This is a genomic window from Micromonospora palomenae, from assembly GCF_007829925.1.
Classification (GTDB): Bacteria; Actinomycetota; Actinomycetes; order Mycobacteriales; family Micromonosporaceae; genus Micromonospora; species Micromonospora purpureochromogenes.
On sequence record NZ_VIXA01000004.1, the window covers coordinates 218,364 to 235,978 of the forward strand.

Sequence of the window (17,615 nt, forward strand, 5' to 3'; positions counted from 1 at the left end):
GCTCACAGGCCGGTCCGTTCGACGCGGGCCGTGCGGGCGTCCTTGCGGACCTCGTAGCGCACCGGGATCCGCTCGGCCAGCGCCGGCACGTGAGTGACCACGCCGACCATCCGGTCGCCCCGGGCGGCCAGGCTCTCCAGGGTGGCGGCCACCGTGTCCAGGGTCGCCGCGTCCAGGGTGCCGAAGCCCTCGTCCAGCACGATCGACTCCAGGCTGGCCGCGGTGGTGGACATCCCGGCGAGCTGCTCGGACAGCGCCAGCGCCAGGGCCAGCGACGCCTGGAACGTCTCCCCGCCGGAGAGGGTGCGCACGCCCCGGCGCAGCCCCGCGTCGTGGTGGTCGACCACGGCGAACTCGCCCTTGTCGTGGACCAGGTCGTACTGGCCGTTGGAGAGGTCGCGCAGGATCCGGGAGGCGCCGTCGACCAGCAGGTCGAGCGCCTCGGCGAGCAGCCACCGCTCGAAGTTGTTGGCCCGCAGGTGACCGGCGAGCGCCCGCGCGACCCGGGCCTGCCGCTCGTGCTCGTCCCGCTGCCGGCGCAGCTCACCGGCCTGCTCGCGGCGCTCCTCGATCCGGCGCCGGTCCGCCTCGGCCCGCTCGGCGGCGACCGCGACCGCGTGGACCGGGTCGTCGGCGGGCGGCAGCCCGGCGGCCGACAGCAGCGTGGCCAGCCGTTCCTCCACCGCCTCGGCGGCCGCCTGCGCCCCGGTCACCGCCTCGGCCAGCCCGACCCGTTCCGCCCGCCGCCGCTGCGCCTGCCCGGCCGCCCAGTCGACCAGGGTGGCCCAGGCGGCGGCCACGTCGTCCCGGTCGGTGGCCGGCGGACCGAAGCGGGCCAGCCCGTCCCGGGCGGCGTCGAAGCCGCGCCAGGCGGCGCGCAGCCGCTCCTGCGCCGCGTCCAGCGCGCCGCGGGCCCGCCGGGCGGCGTCCCGGCCGGCGCGTACCGCCCCCGCCGCCTCGTCGAGGGCCCGGCGCAGCCGGGCGTGCTCGTCCAGCGCCGCGCGCAGCGCCGTCGGCGTCGCCGCGTCGGCGAGCTGGGCGTCCAGTTCGGACAGTCGGGCCGCGAGCTGGTCGTGTCGGGCGCGGGCGTGCACCAGCACCCGCTCCAGGTCGCGGGCCGCCGCGTCGCGCTCCTGCACCAGCGCCTGGGCCGTCTTGCTGGCCGCCCGCGCCGCCTTGCCGGCGGCGGTGGCCGCGGCCACCGCCGAGCCGGCCGGCACCGCCGGCACCCGGGCCACGGTCTGCTCGCACACCGGGCAGGTGCCGCCGTCGGCCAGGTGCGCCCGCAGGGCGACCGCCTGGTCGGTGGCCTTGGCCTCCTCGTGGGCGCGGAACGCCGCCTCCAGCTCGGCCTCGGCCCGGGCCGACGCGTCCCGCGCCGCCGTCAGGGCCGCCACCGCCGCGTCGTGCTCCCGCTGCGCCTCGGCGACCGCCGCGCGGACCGTCTCGGCCTCGCCGGTCAGCCGTTCCCGATCGGTGTACGCCCGCAGCAGCAGCCGCAGCGTGCTCTCGTCGCCCGCCCCGGCCAGCTCGCCGCGCAGCTTCTCCTCGCGCTCCTCGGCCAGCGTCACCGCGGCCGCCGCCTCGTCGGCCGCCGCCCGGGCGGTGGTCACGGCCCGGGCCACCTCGGCCACCCCGTCCGGCGCCCGCACCCCGGTCAGCCCGGCCAGATCCGCGTCGAGGTCGGCCAGCGCCGCCGTCGCCGCCCGGGCCGCCGCCCGCGCGCTCTCCCGCTCGGGTACGGCCGACCCGACCGCCTGAGACAGCTCGCGCATCCGGTCGACCTGCGCGGTCGCGGCGGCCAGCGCCGCGTCGTCGACGTCGGTCAGCCCGGCGAGCACCTTGTCCACCGCGGCCAACCCCGCCTCGGCCTGGCCGGCCCGTTCGGTGGCGCGCTTCTGCACCTCCTCGTAGACGCCGAGGCCGAGCAGGTTGACCAGGATCTGCTGCCGGGTGGCGGGCTTGGCGTGCAGGAAGTCGGCGAACTGCCCCTGCGGCAGCAGCACGCAGGAGGTGAACTGCTCGTACGGCAGCCCGACCGCCTCCAGCACCGCCTGCTCCATCTCGGCCGGCGTCCCGGCGACCACCTCGCCCAGGTCCTCCGGGCTCAGCCCGGTGTCCAGCTTGGTGACGTCGAAGCCGGCCGGCATGAGCTGCAACCCGGCGTTGGCCGTCTTGACGTTGCCCCGGCCGTCCCGGCGGACCACCCGGGTGGCCACGTAGCGGGAACCGGCGGACTCGAAGACCAGCCGGACGCGCGCCTCGGTGGCCGACGGGGCGAGCGCGTTCGCCAGGCCCCGCGTGCCGCCCCAGCGGGGCACCGTGCCGTAGAGGGCGAAGCAGATCGCGTCGAGCACCGTCGACTTGCCCGAGCCGGTCGGACCGACCAGCGCGAAGAAGTCGGCGTCGGTGAAGTCGACCGTGGTCTCGTCCCGGAAGACGGTGAAGCCCGCCATGTCCAGCCGCATCGGACGCATCAGCGGTCGACCTCCTCGAAGAGCTCGTCGAAGAGCTCCCGCACGCCGTCGTCGTCGTGGCCCCGGCTGTCCAGGTAGTCGGCGAACAGCTCCCGGGGGGAGCGGCCGGCCCGCTGGGCGACCCGGGTGCCGCTGCCCGGGGCCGGGACCAGCTCCGGGTCGATCCGGATCTCCAGCGCCCGGGGGAGCAGCTCCTGCACCTCCTCGCGCAGGCCGGCCCGCGGCTGCTCGCGGACGAACACCCGCAGCCAGCCCTCGGGCGGGGTCAGCTCGGCCAGTTGGGCGAGGGTGCCCCGCACCGTGCGCAGCGGCACCGCCGCCGGCACCGGCACCTCGCGGACCTGCGCGGCGGTCTGCGCGGTGACCTCCACCAGCGTCACCGAGGCGACGTTCTCCTGCTCGCCGAAGTCGACCGCCAGCGGGCTGCCGCTGTAGCGGATCGGGCAGGGCCCGATCACCCGCTGCGAGCGGTGCAGGTGGCCCAGCGCCACGTAGTGGGCGTTGCCGGGGAAGACCGTCGCCGGCACGGCGTAGCCGAGCACGGTGTGCGCGTCCCGCTCGCCGCCGCCGGTGGTCGCGCCGACCACGGTGACGTGGGCGGTGACCAGGTGCACCCGGTCGGGCTCGGTGAAGCCCTCGGTGAGCCGGGTGAGGACCCGGCCCAGGTGGTCGGCGTACGTCTGGGTGGCCTCGGCGGCGGTCAGCTCGTACATCTCCACCGCGCGGACGGCGTACCGCTGGGAGAGGAACGGCAGCGCGGCGAGCTGCCAGCGTTCGCCGTCACGGGTCGTGCCCTCGATGACGTGCTCGGCCGGGTTCTCCCGGACGCCGCCGCGCAGCGTGATGCCGGCCGCCTCGGCCCACGGGCGCAGCGCGTCCAGGGCCTGGCCGTTGTCGTGGTTGCCGCCGATCGCCACCACGTCGGCGCCGGTGCGCCGTAGCGCGGTCAGCGCCCGGGTGACCAGCCGGGTCGCCTCCGGGCTGGGAGCGGCGGTGTCGTAGAGGTCGCCGGCGACGATCACCAGGTCGGGCCGCTCGTCGCGGGCGATCTCGATGACCCCGGCCAGCACCTGCTTGTGCTCGTCGGCGCGGGACTGCCCCTTGAGCACCTTGCCGACGTGCCAGTCCGAGGTGTGCAGGATCTTCATGGGTGCGCGCTCCCTAGAACGGGATGTCGTCGTCGCCGGCGCCCGAGCCGACCACCGCGAACGGGTCGGCCGACTGGGTGATCGAGCGCAGCGTCTGCGAGGGGGGCCGGCCCGCCTCGGAGACCCGGGTCGCCCAGGCCGGGAAGGGGAACTCCAGGCAGAGCGGGACCGGGATGTCGGGCTGGTTGACGAACATGGTGCCCGGCTTGGCCAGCAGCGCCCGCTGGCGCTGGGCCGGCGGGAGGAAGCCGTACTCGGGGCGGGACGCCTCGGCCGGGTCGAGCCGGCCGACCACCCGGATCGCCGAGTTGGTGACGATCCGCCGCTCCACCTCGCTCGCCGTCTGCTGCGCGCCGATCAGGATCACCCCGAGCGAGCGGCCCCGCTCGGCGATGTCGAGCAGCACCTCCTTGATCGGGGAGGAGCCCTCGCGCGGGGCGTACTTGTTGAGCTCGTCGAGGACGACGAAGAGCAGCGGCTTGGCGGTGCCGGACTTCTCCTTGCGCTCGAACTCGCTCTTGAGCGTCACACCGACCACGAAGCGCTGCGCGCGGTCCGGCAGGTTGTGCAGGTCGACCACGGTGACCTGGGCGCTCTCGGCGGTGTTGATGCTGTGCGGGCGGCGGGTGGCCAGGTCGCCCCGGATCAGCCGGCCCAGGTCCTTCTTGCTGCCGATCAGCCGGCGGGCGAAGGCGTTGACCGTGCCGAGGCCGACCGCGCTGCCCGCCCAGTCGCTGCGGGTCTCGTCGTCGTTGAGCTGCTCGACGATGTGGTCGACCAGGTCGGCGTACGAGCCCAGCCGGACCCCGTCGAGGCTCACCCCGCCGTCGGCGGGCTGGGCGTACCGGGCGAGGTGGGCGGCGACCGAGTGGACCACCATCGTGTACTGCTGGCGCTCGTCGTCGGCGTCGGCGAAGACGTACGGCAGGAGCCGGTCGGCGCAGAACTCGCTCAGCGTCCAGTAGAAGCTGTCCACGCCGGTGAGCCGGCTGCTCACGTCCGGCGTGCCGGAGGAGTCGCCGACCCGGGGCGGGGCGTAGACCCGCACGTCGGGGAAGGCGCCGGCGTCCAGCCCGAGCTTCGCGTACGCGGCCCGGGTCGGGTCGTCGAGCCGGGCGTTGGGGTGGTCGAGGAAGAGCAGGTCCTCGCCCTTGACGTTGAAGATCAGCGCCTTGGCGTTGACCGCGTCGCCGCCGAGCACCCCGGAGCGGAAGACCGAGTAGAGCAGGAAGGTGGCGAAGCTGGTCTTGGTGGCCACGCCGGAGATGCCGGAGATGGAGACGTGCGCGCCCCGGCTGCCGTCGAGGAAGTCGGCGTTGAGGTAGACCGGGACGCCGTCGCGGCCCATGCCCATCGGGATGCGCCGCTCCATCCGGTCGAAGTGCAGCGCCCGCGCCCGGGCGTCGCCCTCGGCCCGGTAGACCGCCGCGCCCGGCGCGGGCGGCACGTAGAACTCCGGGTCGACCCGGGTCGTGGTGATCTCGGCGGCCTCCTGCACCTGGGCGGGGAGGGTGCCGTCGGCGATGGCGAACACGTCCGAGTCGAACTGGGCGCCCTCGTGCCGAGCCCGGACCTGGGTGACCACCCCGGCGATGGTGACCGGCTCCCGGTCGGGCAGCTCACGCCGGGTGACGACCACGTCGTCGAGCTGGAGGTAGCTGTCCGGTGAGACGGCGGTCCAGAACTGCAGCGGGGTGGCGTCGGCGGTGCCGAGCACCCGGCCGACCGGCTGGCCCGGGCCGTCGAGCAGGTCGTCGGTCATCGGGGGACTCCGGTCAGCTGCTCGTCTGGGTCAGGGCGCACGCCCTGCATCCTGCCCGAGGAGTACGACAAGGTGCCACGCGACGCGGCGGACGCCACGCGTCGTCGTCGCGGGTCGTCGCGCTGCGGGACGGCGTGACCACGGCGCGTCCCCCTCGTCCGCGCGATTCCGCCACCGAGGGGCGTGATCCGCGAGAGCATCGGAGGGCCGCGAGAGCGAGGAGCGCCGTGGGGACGACACGAAGCCGACTGGTCGGGCTGCTCGGCCTCGCCGCGCTGCCCCCGGTGCTGGAGGAGGCGCTGCTGGTCGGCGTCGGCCTGCACGCCGCCCGGGGCCTGGCCCCGCAGGCCACCGCCGTGTGGCCGTACGACTCGTACCACGACCTGCGCTGGCTGCTGGTCTACCACAACTCCTGGGAGATGTTCCTGCTCGGCCTGCTGCTGCTGACCGTGCTCCGGGGCGTGCTCTCCGCCGGGCTGACCGCGTTGGCCTGGCCGGCCGGGGTGCCGCGGCCCTCCTGGGGCTGGCTGGTCCGGCGCAACCTGGAGGTCGCGCTGGTCGCCGCGGCGGTCATCTCGCCGTGGGCCGCGCTCTCCGTCGCTTTCTCGGCGGTGGCGCTGTCGTGGTATCTGTTCGCCTCGCTCGGCCCGATGCTGGTGCTCGCCCCCTTCCTGCTCCGAGCCGGGGTGGTGAGCCGGTGGTGGAAGGGGCTGCCGACGATCGAGCTGTTCGGCTGGGCATCGCTGAACTTCGTGGTGCTGACCCTGGCCGGCGCGGTGATCTCCAGCACCACCGGCTGGTGGGCGGTCGTGATGGCCGGTCTGGCCGGCGTGGCGAACGGGTTGCTCTGGCAACGCACCGTGGCCGCCGCGGCGGCGCCGGTCCGGCGTTGGGGGCGGGTGCCGGTCGGCCCGATCGCGATCGCGCTCACCCTGGCCGGCGCCATCTGGGCGCAGGCGCTGATCGGGTTCGCGTTGGGCGGGGGGCAGGGGCAGTGGCGGCCACCGGTGCTCACCGAGCGGTTGCCCGACCGGGTGCCCCACGCGGTGATCGTCCTGGGCGGGCACAACTCCAGCTGGGACGGGACTCCCGCCGCCGACCCCCGGGTCGAGCGCTTCTCCTACCGTGGCCTGGACGCGCAGGGCCGGCCCCTGCCGTACCCACCCGAGGCGACCCACCGGTCACTGGACTCCAGCAGCGCCCTGCTCGCCGACCAGGTCGAGTCGGTGCACCGGCGCACCGGACGCCCGGTGGCCCTGTTGGGGCAGAGCGAGGGTTCCATGGTGGCCCGCACCTACCTGGAGCGGCTGCCGCGCGGCCCGGTGACCACGGTGGTGATGTTCAGTCCGCTGGTGCAGGCCGGCCGGACCTACTACCCGCCGCCCGGGCACGCCGGCTGGGGAGTGGCGGCCGGTTGGGAGCTGCGGGCCATGTTCTGGCTGGCGAACCTGCCCCTGGCCGTGAAGGACGATCCCGACAGTTCGTTCGTACGGTCGGTGCTGAGCAACGCGCCGTTCTATCGCAACCGCACTCTCTGCCCGGTCGCCGGGGTCCGGATGATCGCCTTCCTGCCGACGGTCAGCGCCGCCGAGGCGCCGCCCGGGGAGTACAGCCGCGTCCCGGTCTACCAGCAGCCCGCGCTGCACGGCGGCCTGGTCGGCGACCGGGCGGTGGAGGACCAGGTGGTCGCCTTCCTTGCCGGGGAACCGGTGGAGATGCCCCGGCCGGAGTACGGCCTGCTGCAACGGCTGGGCGCCGCCTGGCAGGCCCCGCCGCTGGCCCTGATGCTCAACCCGATCTGGTCGGCGACCAGGGAGGGGGATCCGGCGATGACGGGCCGGATCTGCGAGGCCCGCTGAACCCGCCCGTGGCCCGGACCATGCGGCGGTGTCGCAGCAGCAGCCGCATGACCGCGGCGTCGAGCCCCACCACCAGCAGCGCCCGGACCGGCCCGTACGGGAACAGCAGTAGATCGATGGCGGCGCCCAGAACGGCACAGCCGAGGGCGACCGAGGTCGTGCCCCGGCGTCCGGTGGCCGCCGCCAGACCGGCGAGCGTGACCGCCGCGCCGATCGCGACGTGCAGCCAGGCCCAGCCGGTGATGTCGACGAGGTACATGCCCCGGCCGGTCTGCACGACGAACGCGTCGACGGTCGTGTTGGCCCACGCGGACAGCAGGTCCACCAGGCCGCTGGTGGTCAGCAGGGTGCCGGCCAGCAGCGGTGGGCCGGGTCGCTGCGCCCCGGTGGTGTCGACCGGCTGCGGAAACCCCATCTGCCCAGGTTAGGGCCGGCACGTGGGTTCTCCGCCGCGAACAGCAGGGACCCGCGCCCGTCGTCGTGGCCGGGGCGGACTGTCCGCGTACCCCCGCCGGTGGCGGCCGGTGCACGACCGGTGGTCGGCGGACCCGGCGGTGCACCCGGCGGCTCAGGGCGACCGTTAGGCGGGCGGGGCGGCCCCGGCGGGCGGCGACCCGGCGGCGTCCCGGGCGTGGCGCAGCATCAGCACGCCGTCGTCGGCGGCGAGCACGTGCCGCAGCGGCAGCTCCCGGGGCGCGCCCGGGTCGCCGGCGGTGATCCGGCCGGGGCCCGCCCCGGCGAGCACCGGGGCGACGGTCAGGCAGAGCTCGTCGACCAGGTCGGCGGCGGTGAGCGCGCCGAACAGGTGCGGGCCGCCCTCGCAGAGCACCTGGTCCAGCCCCCGCCGGCGCAGCTCGGCCAGGCCGGCGGCGAGGTCCACCCGCTCGCCGCCGCAGCGGACCAGCTCGGCGACGTCGGTCAGCCCCGGGGGCGGCGCGGCGCCGGCGTGGGTCAGCACGACGGGTCGCACCGGCGCGTCGGCGAACGCGGCCTGCGCCGGGTCGAGGTCCAGCGACCCGGAGACGACCACCAGGGTGGGGTACTCGGGCAGCCCCCGCTCGCGTCGCCAGGCCCGGCGCGGCTCGCTCAGCCGCACCGCGCGGTAGCCCTCGTGCCGCAGCGTGCCGGCGGCCACCAGCAGCCCGTCGCAGAGCATCCGGAGCAGCCCGAAGACCCGCTTGTCCGGCCCGCCGGAGAGCCCGGCGGAGTAGCCGTCCAGGGTGACCGCGCCGTCGAGGCTGGCCACGAAGTTGACCCGCAGGTGCGGGCGGTCGGCGCGACCGTAGAGCGCGGTCAGCTCGGCGTCGTCCAGGGGCGGGGTGGCCGGCGTCGGCCAGATCCGGCGGATCGGGATTCCGACGGTCATTCGCCGGCCGGACCGGTGACCGGAGGGATGGGTCCGGGGGTACGGTGCTGGCAGTCGCACCACTTCCGGCCGGGACAGTCGTCGTGCCGCCGCTCCCGGCAGGCTCGGCAGATCATGTCGGCAGCCTATGCGGTGGGAGGAGGGGGCAGCATGCCACGTCAGATCTTCCAGCTGAAGATGTCCCTCGCCGGGGTCCGCCCGCCGGTCTGGCGGCGGGTGCTGGTGCCCGGCGGCTACACCCTCGACCGGCTGCACCGGGTGGTGCAGCACGCCATGGGCTGGCGCGACTGCCACCTGCACTCGTTCGAAATCGACGGGCTGCAGTACGGCGAGCCGGATCCGGACGGCGAGCTGTCGCTCCGCGACGAGCTGGACGTCCGGCTCGACGCGGTCCTCGGCAAGGGCAGCAGGTTCCGCTACACCTACGACTTCGGCGACTGGTGGGAGCACGACCTGGTGGTGGAGGACGCCTTCACCGCCGACCCGGAGGAGCGGTACCCGTCCTGCCTGGACGGCGAGCGCGCCTGCCCGCCGGAGGACGTCGGCGGCCCCTCCGGCTACCTGCTCCTGCTCGCCGCGCTCGCCGACCCGCGGCACCGGGAGCACGCGGCGATGCGGGAGTGGGCGGGCGGCGGCTTCGATCCCGCCCGGTTCGACCCGGGGCGGGCCAGCACGCTGCTGCGTCACCTCTGCTGATCGCCACCGTCCGCTGAGGACCGGTCGAGGGCATCGGCCGTAACGATCTGGGAACGCTCCCATCGGTCTATTGACACCCCTGACACCTCCCGGCAATCTCATGGGAGCGTTCCCAGGGCGTGGCGCGGATCACCACGCACACCGCCCGGGCCGACCCGGTCCGCCGGCCGGCGGGAGCGCGCAGATCACCCCCCACCACACCCAAACCCAGCCTCACCACTGAAAGAGGGGTCAGGATGAGCGTCACCACGCGGCGTACCCGCCTCGCGGCCGCCGCCCTGGCCGCGGTCACCGCACTCGGCGGTCTCGCGGCCTGCGGCAAGGACGACGACGACGCCACGGCGTCCGGCGGGAAGCCCGCCAAGCTGGTCGTGGACACCTTCGGCGAATTCGGCTACGACGAGATCGTCAAGCAGTACGAGAAGGACACCGGCATCAAGGTCGAGCTGCGCAAGACCGCGCAGCTCAACGAGTACCGGCCGAAGATCGTCCGGGCGCTGGCCACCGGCAAGGGCGCGGCCGACGTGGTCGCCCTGGAGGAGGGCATCCTCAACGAGTTCAAGGCGAACCCGGCGAACTGGGCCGACCTCGGCAAGCTGGTCAGCAAGGACCACAGCAGCGAGTACCTGCCCTGGAAGTGGGAGCTGGGCAAGGCGCCGGACGGCCGGCTGATCGGCCTGCCCACCGACGTCGGCTCGCTGGCGGTCTGCTACCGCCGCGACCTCTTCCAGGCCGCCAAGCTGCCGACCGAGCGGGACCAGGTCGCGGCGCTCTGGCCGGACTGGAACGCCTTCATCGAGACCGGCAAGAAGTACCGGGCCGCCACCGGCAAGGGCATGCTCGACTCGGTGACCACCGCCTCCAGCGCGGTGATGTTCCAGCAGGGCGGCGACCTGTTCTACGACAAGGACGACAACGTCGTCGCCGACACCAGCGCCTCGGTGAAGAGCGCCTGGGACACCGCGATCGCGATGGCCGACGCCAACATCACCGCCGAGACGGCCACCTGGTCGCCCGAGTGGTCGGCCGGCTTCAAGCAGGGCACCTTCGCCGCGACCTTCTGCCCGTCCTGGATGCTCGGCATCGTCGCGGACAACTCCGGCCCGGAGAACAAGGGCAAGTGGGACGTGGCGCCGGTCCCCGGCGGCGCGGGCAACTGGGGCGGCTCCTGGCTCGCCGTGCCGACCCAGAGCAAGCACCCCAAGGAGGCGGCGAAGCTCGCCGAGTACCTGACCAACGCGCAGAGCCAGGTGGCGGCGTTCAAGCTCAAGGGCCCGCTGCCGACCAACCTCGAGGCGCTGAAGAACCCGGAGTTCCTCGCCTACACCAACGAGTACTTCAACAACGCCCCGACCGGCAAGATCTTCGGTGACAGCGTCTCCAAGATCCAGCCGCTGCACCTCGGTCCGAAGCACCAGGCCGTGAAGGAGAACGCCTTCGAGCCGGCGCTGCGGTCGTACGAGAACGGGCAGTCGACCAAGGACAAGGCCTGGGAGCAGTACGTCAAGGACGCCAAGACCCAGGGCGCCTTCTGAGCACTGACCCACCACGGCGGGTGGCGTCCGGGTCTCCCGGGCGCCACCGGCCGCGTCCCGTTGCACGTACCGCCCGCCTCACCGGCCCCGCCGGCGCCGGGAAAGGATCCCGCATGAGCCTGTCGGCCACGACCGCGCCGCCGTCACCCACGGCGTCGCCACCCCCACCCACCCGGCGCCGCAGCCGGGCGCTGTCGCTCAACCGCCTCGACCTCAAGCTCTCCCCGTACCTCTACGTCGCCCCGTTCTTCGTCATCTTCGGCATCTTCGGGTTCTACCCGATGCTGCGCACCGCGTGGATGTCGCTGCACGACTGGAACCTGATCGGCGACCACAGCTTCATCGGGGTGGACAACTACACCCGGCTGTTCACCGACGAGTACTTCTGGAACGCCACGGTCAACACCTTCGGCATCTTCCTGCTCTCCACGATCCCGCAGCTGCTGCTCGCGCTCTTCCTGGCGACCCTGCTCAACCGCACGATCCTGCGCGCCCGGACGTTCTTCCGGATGGCCATCTTCATGCCGAACGTGGTCTCGGTCGCCGCCGTGGCGATCGTCTTCGGCATGCTCTTCCAGCGCGACTTCGGCCTGATCAACTGGCTGCTCGGCCTGGTCGGGATCGACGCGGTCGACTGGGACGCGCAGCGGTGGAGCTCCTGGACCGCCATCGCCTCGATGGTCAACTGGCGGTGGACCGGCTACAACACGCTCATCTTGCTGGCCGGCATGCAGGCCATCCCCAAGGACCTCTACGAGGCGGCGGCCATCGACGGCGCCAACCAGTGGAAGCAGTTCTGGCGGATCACCCTGCCGATGCTCACGCCGACCTTCGTCTTCGTGGTCACCCTCTCCACCATCGGCGGGCTCCAGCTCTTCACCGAGCCGCTCGTCTTCGCCAACGGCAACATCATCGGCGGCGACCAGCGCGAGTTCCAGACCCTGGCCATGTACATGTACGAACTGGGTATCGAGAACCTGAACACCGCCGGGTACGGCGCCGCCGTGGCCTGGGCGATGTTCGTGATGATCGCCCTGGTCTCGCTGGTCAACTTCCTGCTCGTCCGCCGTACGGTCAAGTGAGGAGCGACCGAGTGAACTCCGCGTCCCAGCGCCTCTGGCGCACCAGCCCGCTGATGTACGTCGCCCTCGTGCTGGCGGTGCTCTTCTCGATCTACCCCTTCTACTACATGGTCGTCATCGCCACCCGCAGCCTGGACTCGATCAACGACGTGCCGCCGCCGGTCACCCCGGGCGGCGCGTTCGGCGACAACTTCGACCGGGTGCTCGACAACGACGCCGCGAACTTCCTCACCGGCCTGCTCAACTCGGTGATCGTGTCCGGCGTGGTGACCGTCTCGGTGGTGATCACCGGGTCGCTGGCCGGCTTCGCCTTCGCCAAGCTGCGCTTCCGGGGCCGCAACATCCTGCTGCTGTCGATCATCGTGACCATGATGATCCCGACCCAACTGGGCCTCATCCCGCTCTGGGGCATGATCCAGGACCTCGGCTGGTACGACACCCTCTACGCGGTGACCGTGCCCTTCCTGGTCAGCGCCTTCGGCGTGTTCATGATGCGGCAGTACGCCACCCAGGCCATCTCCGACGAGCTGATCGAGGCCGGCCGGGTCGACGGGGCCAGCACCTTCCGGATCTTCTGGAACATCGTGCTGCCCGCGCTGCGCCCGGCCGCGGCCGTGCTCGGCCTGCTCACCTTCATGGAGACCTGGAACTCCTACCTGTGGCCGTACGCCGTGCTCACCCCGGAGAATCCGACCCTGCAGGTGTCCCTGGCGTTCCTCTCGTACGCCTACTACACCGACTACTCGCAGGTGTTCGCCGCGACCGCCATCGGTACCGTGCCGTTGGTGCTCGTGTTCGCCCTGTTCGGCCGCCAGATCATTGGCGGGATCATGGAAGGTGCCGTCAAGTCGTGAGCAACCCAGACCACCCGCCCGCAGTCGGCGTACTCGACCAGGGGCCGGAACTGATCTTCCCGCCCGGCTTCCTGTGGGGCGCGGCGACCGCCGCGTACCAGATCGAGGGGGCGGCCACCGAGGGTGGCCGGACCCCGTCGATCTGGGACACGTTCAGCCACACCGAGGGGCGGGTGCTCGCCGGGCACACCGGGGACGTGGCCTGCGACCACTACCACCGGATGCCGTCGGACGTCCGGCTGATGGCCGACCTGGGCCTGAAGTCGTACCGGTTCTCGGTGTCCTGGCCGCGGGTGCAGCCGGGCGGCTCGGGCCCGGCCAACGCCGAGGGCCTGGACTTCTACCGGCGGCTCGTCGACGAGCTGCTGGGGCACGGCATCGAGCCCTGGCTGACCCTCTACCACTGGGACCTGCCCCAGCCGCTGGAGGACGCCGGCGGCTGGCCGGCCCGGGACACCGCCGGCCGGTTCGCCGACTACGCCGAACTCGTCGCGGACGCCCTCGGCGACCGGGTGACGTACTGGACGACGCTGAACGAGCCCTGGTGCTCGGCGTTTCTCGGCTACGGCTCAGGGGTGCACGCGCCCGGCCGCTCCGACGGCGCGGACGCCGTCCGTGCCGGGCACCACCTGATGCTCGGCCACGGGCAGGCGGTGCAGGCGCTGCGGGCGTCCCGGCCGCAGGCCCAGCTCGGCATCACCGTCAACCTCTACCCGGTCACCCCGGCCAGCGACGCGCCCGCCGACGTCGACGCGGCCCGGCGGATCGACGCGCTGGCCAACCGGTTCTTCCTCGACCCGGTGCTGCGCGGGTCGTACCCGACCGACCTCACCGCCGACCTGCGCGAGGTCACCGACTTCGGGCACGTGCGCGACGGCGACCTGGCGGTCATCTCCACCCCGCTGGACCTGGTCGGCGTCAACTACTACAGCCGGCACGTGGTCGCCGCCCCGGTCGAAGGCGCCGAGCCGGAGCCGTACTGGCGGGCGCCGTCGTGCTGGCCGGGCAGCGAGGACGTCCGGTTCGTCACCCGGGGCGTGCCGGTCACCGACATGAACTGGGAGATCGACGCCCCCGGCCTGACCGAGACGCTGCGCCGGGTCCACGAGGAGTACACCGACCTGCCGCTCTACGTCACCGAGAACGGCTCCGCCTTCGTCGACGCGGTGGTCGACGGGCAGGTCGACGACGTCGACCGGCTGGCGTACTTCGACGCCCACCTGCGGGCCGCGCACGAGGCGATCAGCGCCGGGGTGCCCCTGCGCGGCTACTTCGCCTGGTCGCTGATGGATAATTTCGAATGGGCCTGGGGCTACACCAAGCGGTTCGGGATGGTCTGGGTCGACTACGACAGCCAGGCCCGTATCCCCAAGTCCAGCGCCAGGTGGTACGCCGAGGTGATCCGACGTAACGGTCTGGCCGCACAATAGGCGAAGGCCAGCCAGTTCTCGGGCGGCTCCGCGCCCACCCGCTCCCCACGGGTGGCGCGGATCCGCCCGACGTCGGAGGAGCAGACGATGACAACGCAGCGCACCCGGTCGCTCGGGCGCCCGACCCTCGACGCGGTCGCCGCCCGCGCGGGCGTCGGGCGCGGCACGGTCTCCCGGGTCGTCAACGGCTCGCCGCAGGTCAGTCCGGAGGCTCGGGCCGCGGTGCAACAGGCCATCGCGGAGCTGGGGTACGTGCCGAACCGGGCCGCCCGGGCGCTGGTCACCCAGCGGACCGACTCGGTGGCCCTGGTGGTCTCCGAGTCCGGCGACCGGGTCTTCACCGAGCCGTTCTTCGCCGGCATCGTCCGGGGCGTCAGCTCCGGGCTGCTGGAGACGCCGTTGCAGCTCTGGCTGGCCATGGTGCAGTCCCCGATCGAGCGGGAACGGGTCGAGCACCACCTGACCAACCAGCACGTGGACGGGGTGCTGCTGCTGTCGCTGCACGACTCCGACCCGCTGCCCACGCTGCTGGAGGAGCGTGACCTGCCGACGGTGCTCGGCGGCCGGCCGGCGCGGATGCTCCAGCCCGGGGCGCGGCCGTCCTGGTTCGTCGACGTGGACAACGTCGGCGGCGCCCGGCAGGCGGTGGAGCACCTGGCCCAGCGGGGCCGGCGCCGGATCGCCACCATCGCCGGCCCGCAGGACATGGGTGCCGGCCTGGCCCGGCTCGCCGGCTACCGGGACGCCGTCCGGGCCGCCGGGGCCGAGGTCGACCCCCGCATGATCGCGTACGGCGACTTCAGCGAGGGCAGCGGCGCGGCCAGCATGCGCCGGCTGTTGGAGGCCTGCCCCGACCTGGACGCGGTCTTCGTCGCCTCCGACCTGATGGCGTTCGGCGCGCTGCGTACCCTGCGCGAGGCGGGGCGTCGGGTGCCCGAGGACGTCGCCGTCATCGGCTTCGACGACGCCCCGATCGCCCGGCAGGCCGACCCGCCGCTGACCACCGTCTTCCAGCCGGTCGAGGAGATGGGTCGCCAGATGGCGCGGCTGCTGGTCGCCCGCATCCGGGGCGACGAGATCCCCGCCCCCCACATCCTCCTCGACACCCAACTCATCCACCGCGCCTCCGCCTGACCACCCCGGCGGCTGCGCCCCCACCGCCGGGCGCTGCGCCCCCCAAGATCCGCGCACTTTCCGAGAAAGCGTGGCTATTCGGCCGTGAACAGCCACGCTTTCTCTGCAAGTGCAGGCGTGGGGTGCGGGGGGTCAGGCGGGGGCGCGGTCGCAGGCGGAGCGGGCCGGCCTGGGCCGGCTCCGGCGGCTCGGTGGGGCGGGGGGCGAACCCGCCGTCCGTCACCTCTCTCGGGCTGCGCGCAGGCCGTGTGCGACCAGCGGGGCGACCATGTCGCCGATGCGGTCGAAGCCGGGGCCGAGCGTCTGCCCGAGGGTGTGCCGGTAGTGGATGCCCTCGCAGATCACCGCGAGCTTGAAGCAGCCGAGCGCGACGTGCCAGTGCAGCGGCCCGACGTCGACGTCGCTGCGGCCGGCGTACCGCTCGATCAGCTCGGCGCCGGTGGGGAAGCCGGCGCGCGGGCCGAGGCCGTCGGCGACCGGGTTGCCGGCGGCGAGGTCGCTGTCGCCCAGCACGTCCCAGTAGGTCAGCAGCAGGCCGAGATCGGCCAGCGGGTCGCCGAGGGTGGCCATCTCCCAGTCGAGCACGGCGCGCACCGACACCGGGTCGACGGTGGCGAGGAGGTTGTCCAGCCGGTAGTCGCCGTGCACGATCCGCCCGGCGTTGGCGCCCTCCGGAACGGTGCCGCCGAGCAGGTCGCGCAGCTCGTCGATGCCGGGCAGCGGACGGCTGCGGGACCGGTCGAGCTGGCCCGCCCAGCGCCGTACCTGCCGGCCGAGGTAGCCCTCGGGACGGCCGAAGTCGGCCAGCCCGACCGTGGCCGGGTCGACGGTGTGCAGGGCGGCGAGGGTGTCCATCATCGCCAGGGCCAGGTCGCGCCGCTGCTCGGGGGAGAGCGGGTCGGTCTGGGCGCGGCTGCGGAACACCTCGCCGCGGACCCGTTCCATCAGGTAGAACGGCGCGCCGAGCACGTCGGTGTCGGCGCAGTGCAGCAGCGCCGCCGGGACCGGCACGTCGGTGGGCGCGAGGGCGGAGATCACCCGGAACTCGCGGGCCATGTCGTGCGCGGTGGCCAGCACGTGCCCCAGCGGGGGGCGGCGCAGCACCAGCTCCTGCTCGCCGACGCGCAGCAGGTAGGTCAGGTTCGACTTGCCCCCGGCGATCAGGGTGGCCGACAGCGGCGCGTCGGCCAGCTCGGGTCGGTGGGTGGCCAGGTAGCCGGCGAGCCGGTCGAGGTCCAGCCCCCGGGGGGACCCGTTCCGCCCGGCGGCGGTGGGCGCGGTGTCGGGGGCGGCCGGAGAACTTCCCGGCCGGAGCGCGTCGACGGCCGGATCGGTCATCCGAATAGTTGATGGCAGCTCAGCTTTCTTGTCAAGCCGGGGATTTCCGCCTGGGACATGCCGCTGCAACAGGGGCGAAATGGTCAACCGGCAGGCTGGTGCCCAGCCTGCCGGCCGCCACGGTCGGCCCGCCGAGCGGAGGGACAGACATGTTGCTGAGAGTTCGGGTGACCCTGCCGGACCGTCCCGGCACGCTCGGCCAGGTGGCCCGGACGCTCGGCGTCTCCGGCGCCGACATCGTCCAGGTGGTCGTCCTGGAACGGCTCGGCGGGCGGGCGGTGGACGACTTCACCGTGGTCTGGCCGGGCGCCGCCCGGGTGGAGCGGTTGCTGGCGGGTCTGGCCGCCATTCCCGGGGTACGGGTGGACGGGGTCTGGCGGGCGATCGGCGCGCCGACCACCACCGGCCAGGACGCCGAACTGCTGGCCCAGATCGCCGCGAACCCCGCCGACGGGGTGGCCACCCTGGTCGACGCGGTGCCCGGGCTGCTCGCCGCCGACTGGGCGGTGGCCGCGGTCGTCCCGATGGACTGGGCCTCGCGGGCCGGCAGAGGGACGGCGACGGTGGGGCACGCGAGTTGGCGGGCGCCCCAGCCGCCGCTGCTGCCCGAGGTGACCCCGCTGCGGGCGCGGGCGCTGACCGGCGCCGACGGCAGCCACTACGCGATCGCGCCGTTCGGCCGCAACGGCCTGGTGCTGGTGGTCGCGCGCGAGCACACCGAGCCGCTCACCGCGGCCGCCTTCCACTCCACCGAGGTGGACCGACTGGCCCTGCTGGTTCGGGCCAGCGCGGTGATCCTCGGCGACCGGCTCGACCTGGTCGGGGCGCCCTCGGTGACCAGCGTCACCTGATCACGGGCAACGGTTCCCGGGGTGTCACCGCCGGGCAACGGCGTGGCAACAGCCACCCGGCAGTGTCATAGGGGGGAAGGGAG

General features: G+C 73.7%; 14 protein-coding genes. 8 read left to right on the forward strand and 6 right to left on the reverse strand.

All coding sequences use genetic code 11. The features are described from left to right. Window positions 1-2: 2 nt before the first annotated feature. Genes FHX75_RS25680 through FHX75_RS25690 form a run of 3 tightly spaced genes read right to left on the reverse strand, consistent with a single transcriptional unit; the run spans window position 3 to window position 5,387 of the window. Window positions 3-2,477 (reverse strand): AAA family ATPase, encoded by a 2,475-nt coding sequence (locus FHX75_RS25680; RefSeq protein ID WP_154942920.1) that lies wholly within the window; start codon window positions 2,475-2,477, stop codon window positions 3-5. Further along, on the reverse strand, window positions 2,477-3,625 hold the full coding sequence (locus FHX75_RS25685; RefSeq protein WP_154942921.1) for an exonuclease SbcCD subunit D: 1,149 nt from the start codon (window positions 3,623-3,625) through the stop codon (window positions 2,477-2,479). Before FHX75_RS25685 ends, FHX75_RS25680 begins: the two co-directional genes overlap by 1 nt. A 13-nt stretch (window positions 3,626-3,638) precedes the next feature. Beyond that, the gene (locus FHX75_RS25690) at window positions 3,639-5,387 is read right to left on the reverse strand and encodes an ATP-binding protein (protein WP_154942922.1); all 1,749 of its coding nucleotides are present in this window, start codon (window positions 5,385-5,387) and stop codon (window positions 3,639-3,641) included. A 227-nt stretch (window positions 5,388-5,614) separates the two neighbouring features. Between FHX75_RS25690 and FHX75_RS25695 the strand changes: the two genes are divergently transcribed. Continuing rightward, window positions 5,615-7,246, forward strand: a complete 1,632-nt coding sequence (locus FHX75_RS25695; protein WP_154942923.1) for an alpha/beta fold hydrolase — start codon at window positions 5,615-5,617, stop codon at window positions 7,244-7,246. Here FHX75_RS25695 and FHX75_RS25700 read toward each other — a convergent pair. Both FHX75_RS25700 and FHX75_RS25705 read right to left on the reverse strand, forming a co-directional pair. Next, window positions 7,176-7,661 carry a DUF7144 family membrane protein gene (locus tag FHX75_RS25700; RefSeq protein WP_154942924.1) on the reverse strand — a complete coding sequence of 162 codons (486 nt, stop codon included), beginning with the start codon at window positions 7,659-7,661 and terminating at the stop codon, window positions 7,176-7,178. The two genes, FHX75_RS25695 and FHX75_RS25700, sit on opposite strands and share 71 nt — an antisense overlap. 165 nt (window positions 7,662-7,826) lie before the next feature. Then, on the reverse strand, window positions 7,827-8,612 hold the full coding sequence (locus FHX75_RS25705) for a pyrimidine reductase family protein (protein WP_154942925.1): 786 nt from the start codon (window positions 8,610-8,612) through the stop codon (window positions 7,827-7,829). Window positions 8,613-8,762: 150 nt separating this feature from the next. Here FHX75_RS25705 and FHX75_RS25710 point away from each other — a divergent pair, with 150 nt between their 5' ends. The 6 genes from FHX75_RS25710 to FHX75_RS25735 all read left to right on the forward strand — a co-directional run bounded on the left by FHX75_RS25710 (window position 8,763) and on the right by FHX75_RS25735 (window position 15,343). Beyond that, window positions 8,763-9,308 (forward strand): plasmid pRiA4b ORF-3 family protein, encoded by a 546-nt coding sequence (locus tag FHX75_RS25710; protein WP_154943156.1) that lies wholly within the window; start codon window positions 8,763-8,765, stop codon window positions 9,306-9,308. 236 nt (window positions 9,309-9,544) lie between these two features. Continuing rightward, window positions 9,545-10,843, forward strand: coding sequence for an ABC transporter substrate-binding protein (locus FHX75_RS25715; RefSeq protein WP_154942926.1), 1,299 nt, complete (start codon window positions 9,545-9,547; stop codon window positions 10,841-10,843). 113 nt (window positions 10,844-10,956) lie between these two features. Further along, entirely contained in the window at window positions 10,957-11,925 is a 969-nt protein-coding gene (locus FHX75_RS25720) for a carbohydrate ABC transporter permease (protein WP_154942927.1), read from the forward strand. 11 nt (window positions 11,926-11,936) lie between these two features. After that, window positions 11,937-12,779, forward strand: coding sequence for a carbohydrate ABC transporter permease (locus FHX75_RS25725; RefSeq protein ID WP_154942928.1), 843 nt, complete (start codon window positions 11,937-11,939; stop codon window positions 12,777-12,779). Further along, window positions 12,776-14,209: a GH1 family beta-glucosidase gene (locus FHX75_RS25730; RefSeq protein ID WP_154942929.1), complete on the forward strand. Its 1,434-nt coding sequence runs from the start codon at window positions 12,776-12,778 to the stop codon at window positions 14,207-14,209. Before FHX75_RS25725 ends, FHX75_RS25730 begins: the two co-directional genes overlap by 4 nt. Before the next feature lie 87 nt (window positions 14,210-14,296). After that, on the forward strand, window positions 14,297-15,343 hold the full coding sequence (locus FHX75_RS25735; protein WP_154942930.1) for a LacI family DNA-binding transcriptional regulator: 1,047 nt from the start codon (window positions 14,297-14,299) through the stop codon (window positions 15,341-15,343). A gap of 219 nt (window positions 15,344-15,562) precedes the next feature. On the opposite strand, the gene FHX75_RS25740 is transcribed toward FHX75_RS25735, so the two are convergent. Further along, window positions 15,563-16,681, reverse strand: coding sequence for a phosphotransferase family protein (locus FHX75_RS25740; protein WP_154942931.1), 1,119 nt, complete (start codon window positions 16,679-16,681; stop codon window positions 15,563-15,565). Window positions 16,682-16,830: 149 nt separating this feature from the next. On the opposite strand from FHX75_RS25740, the gene FHX75_RS25745 reads away from it, so the two are divergent. Further along, a complete protein-coding gene (locus tag FHX75_RS25745; protein ID WP_154942932.1) occupies window positions 16,831-17,532 on the forward strand; it encodes an ACT domain-containing protein in 702 nt (233 codons plus the stop codon). The last annotated feature ends 83 nt before the right edge of the window (window positions 17,533-17,615 follow it).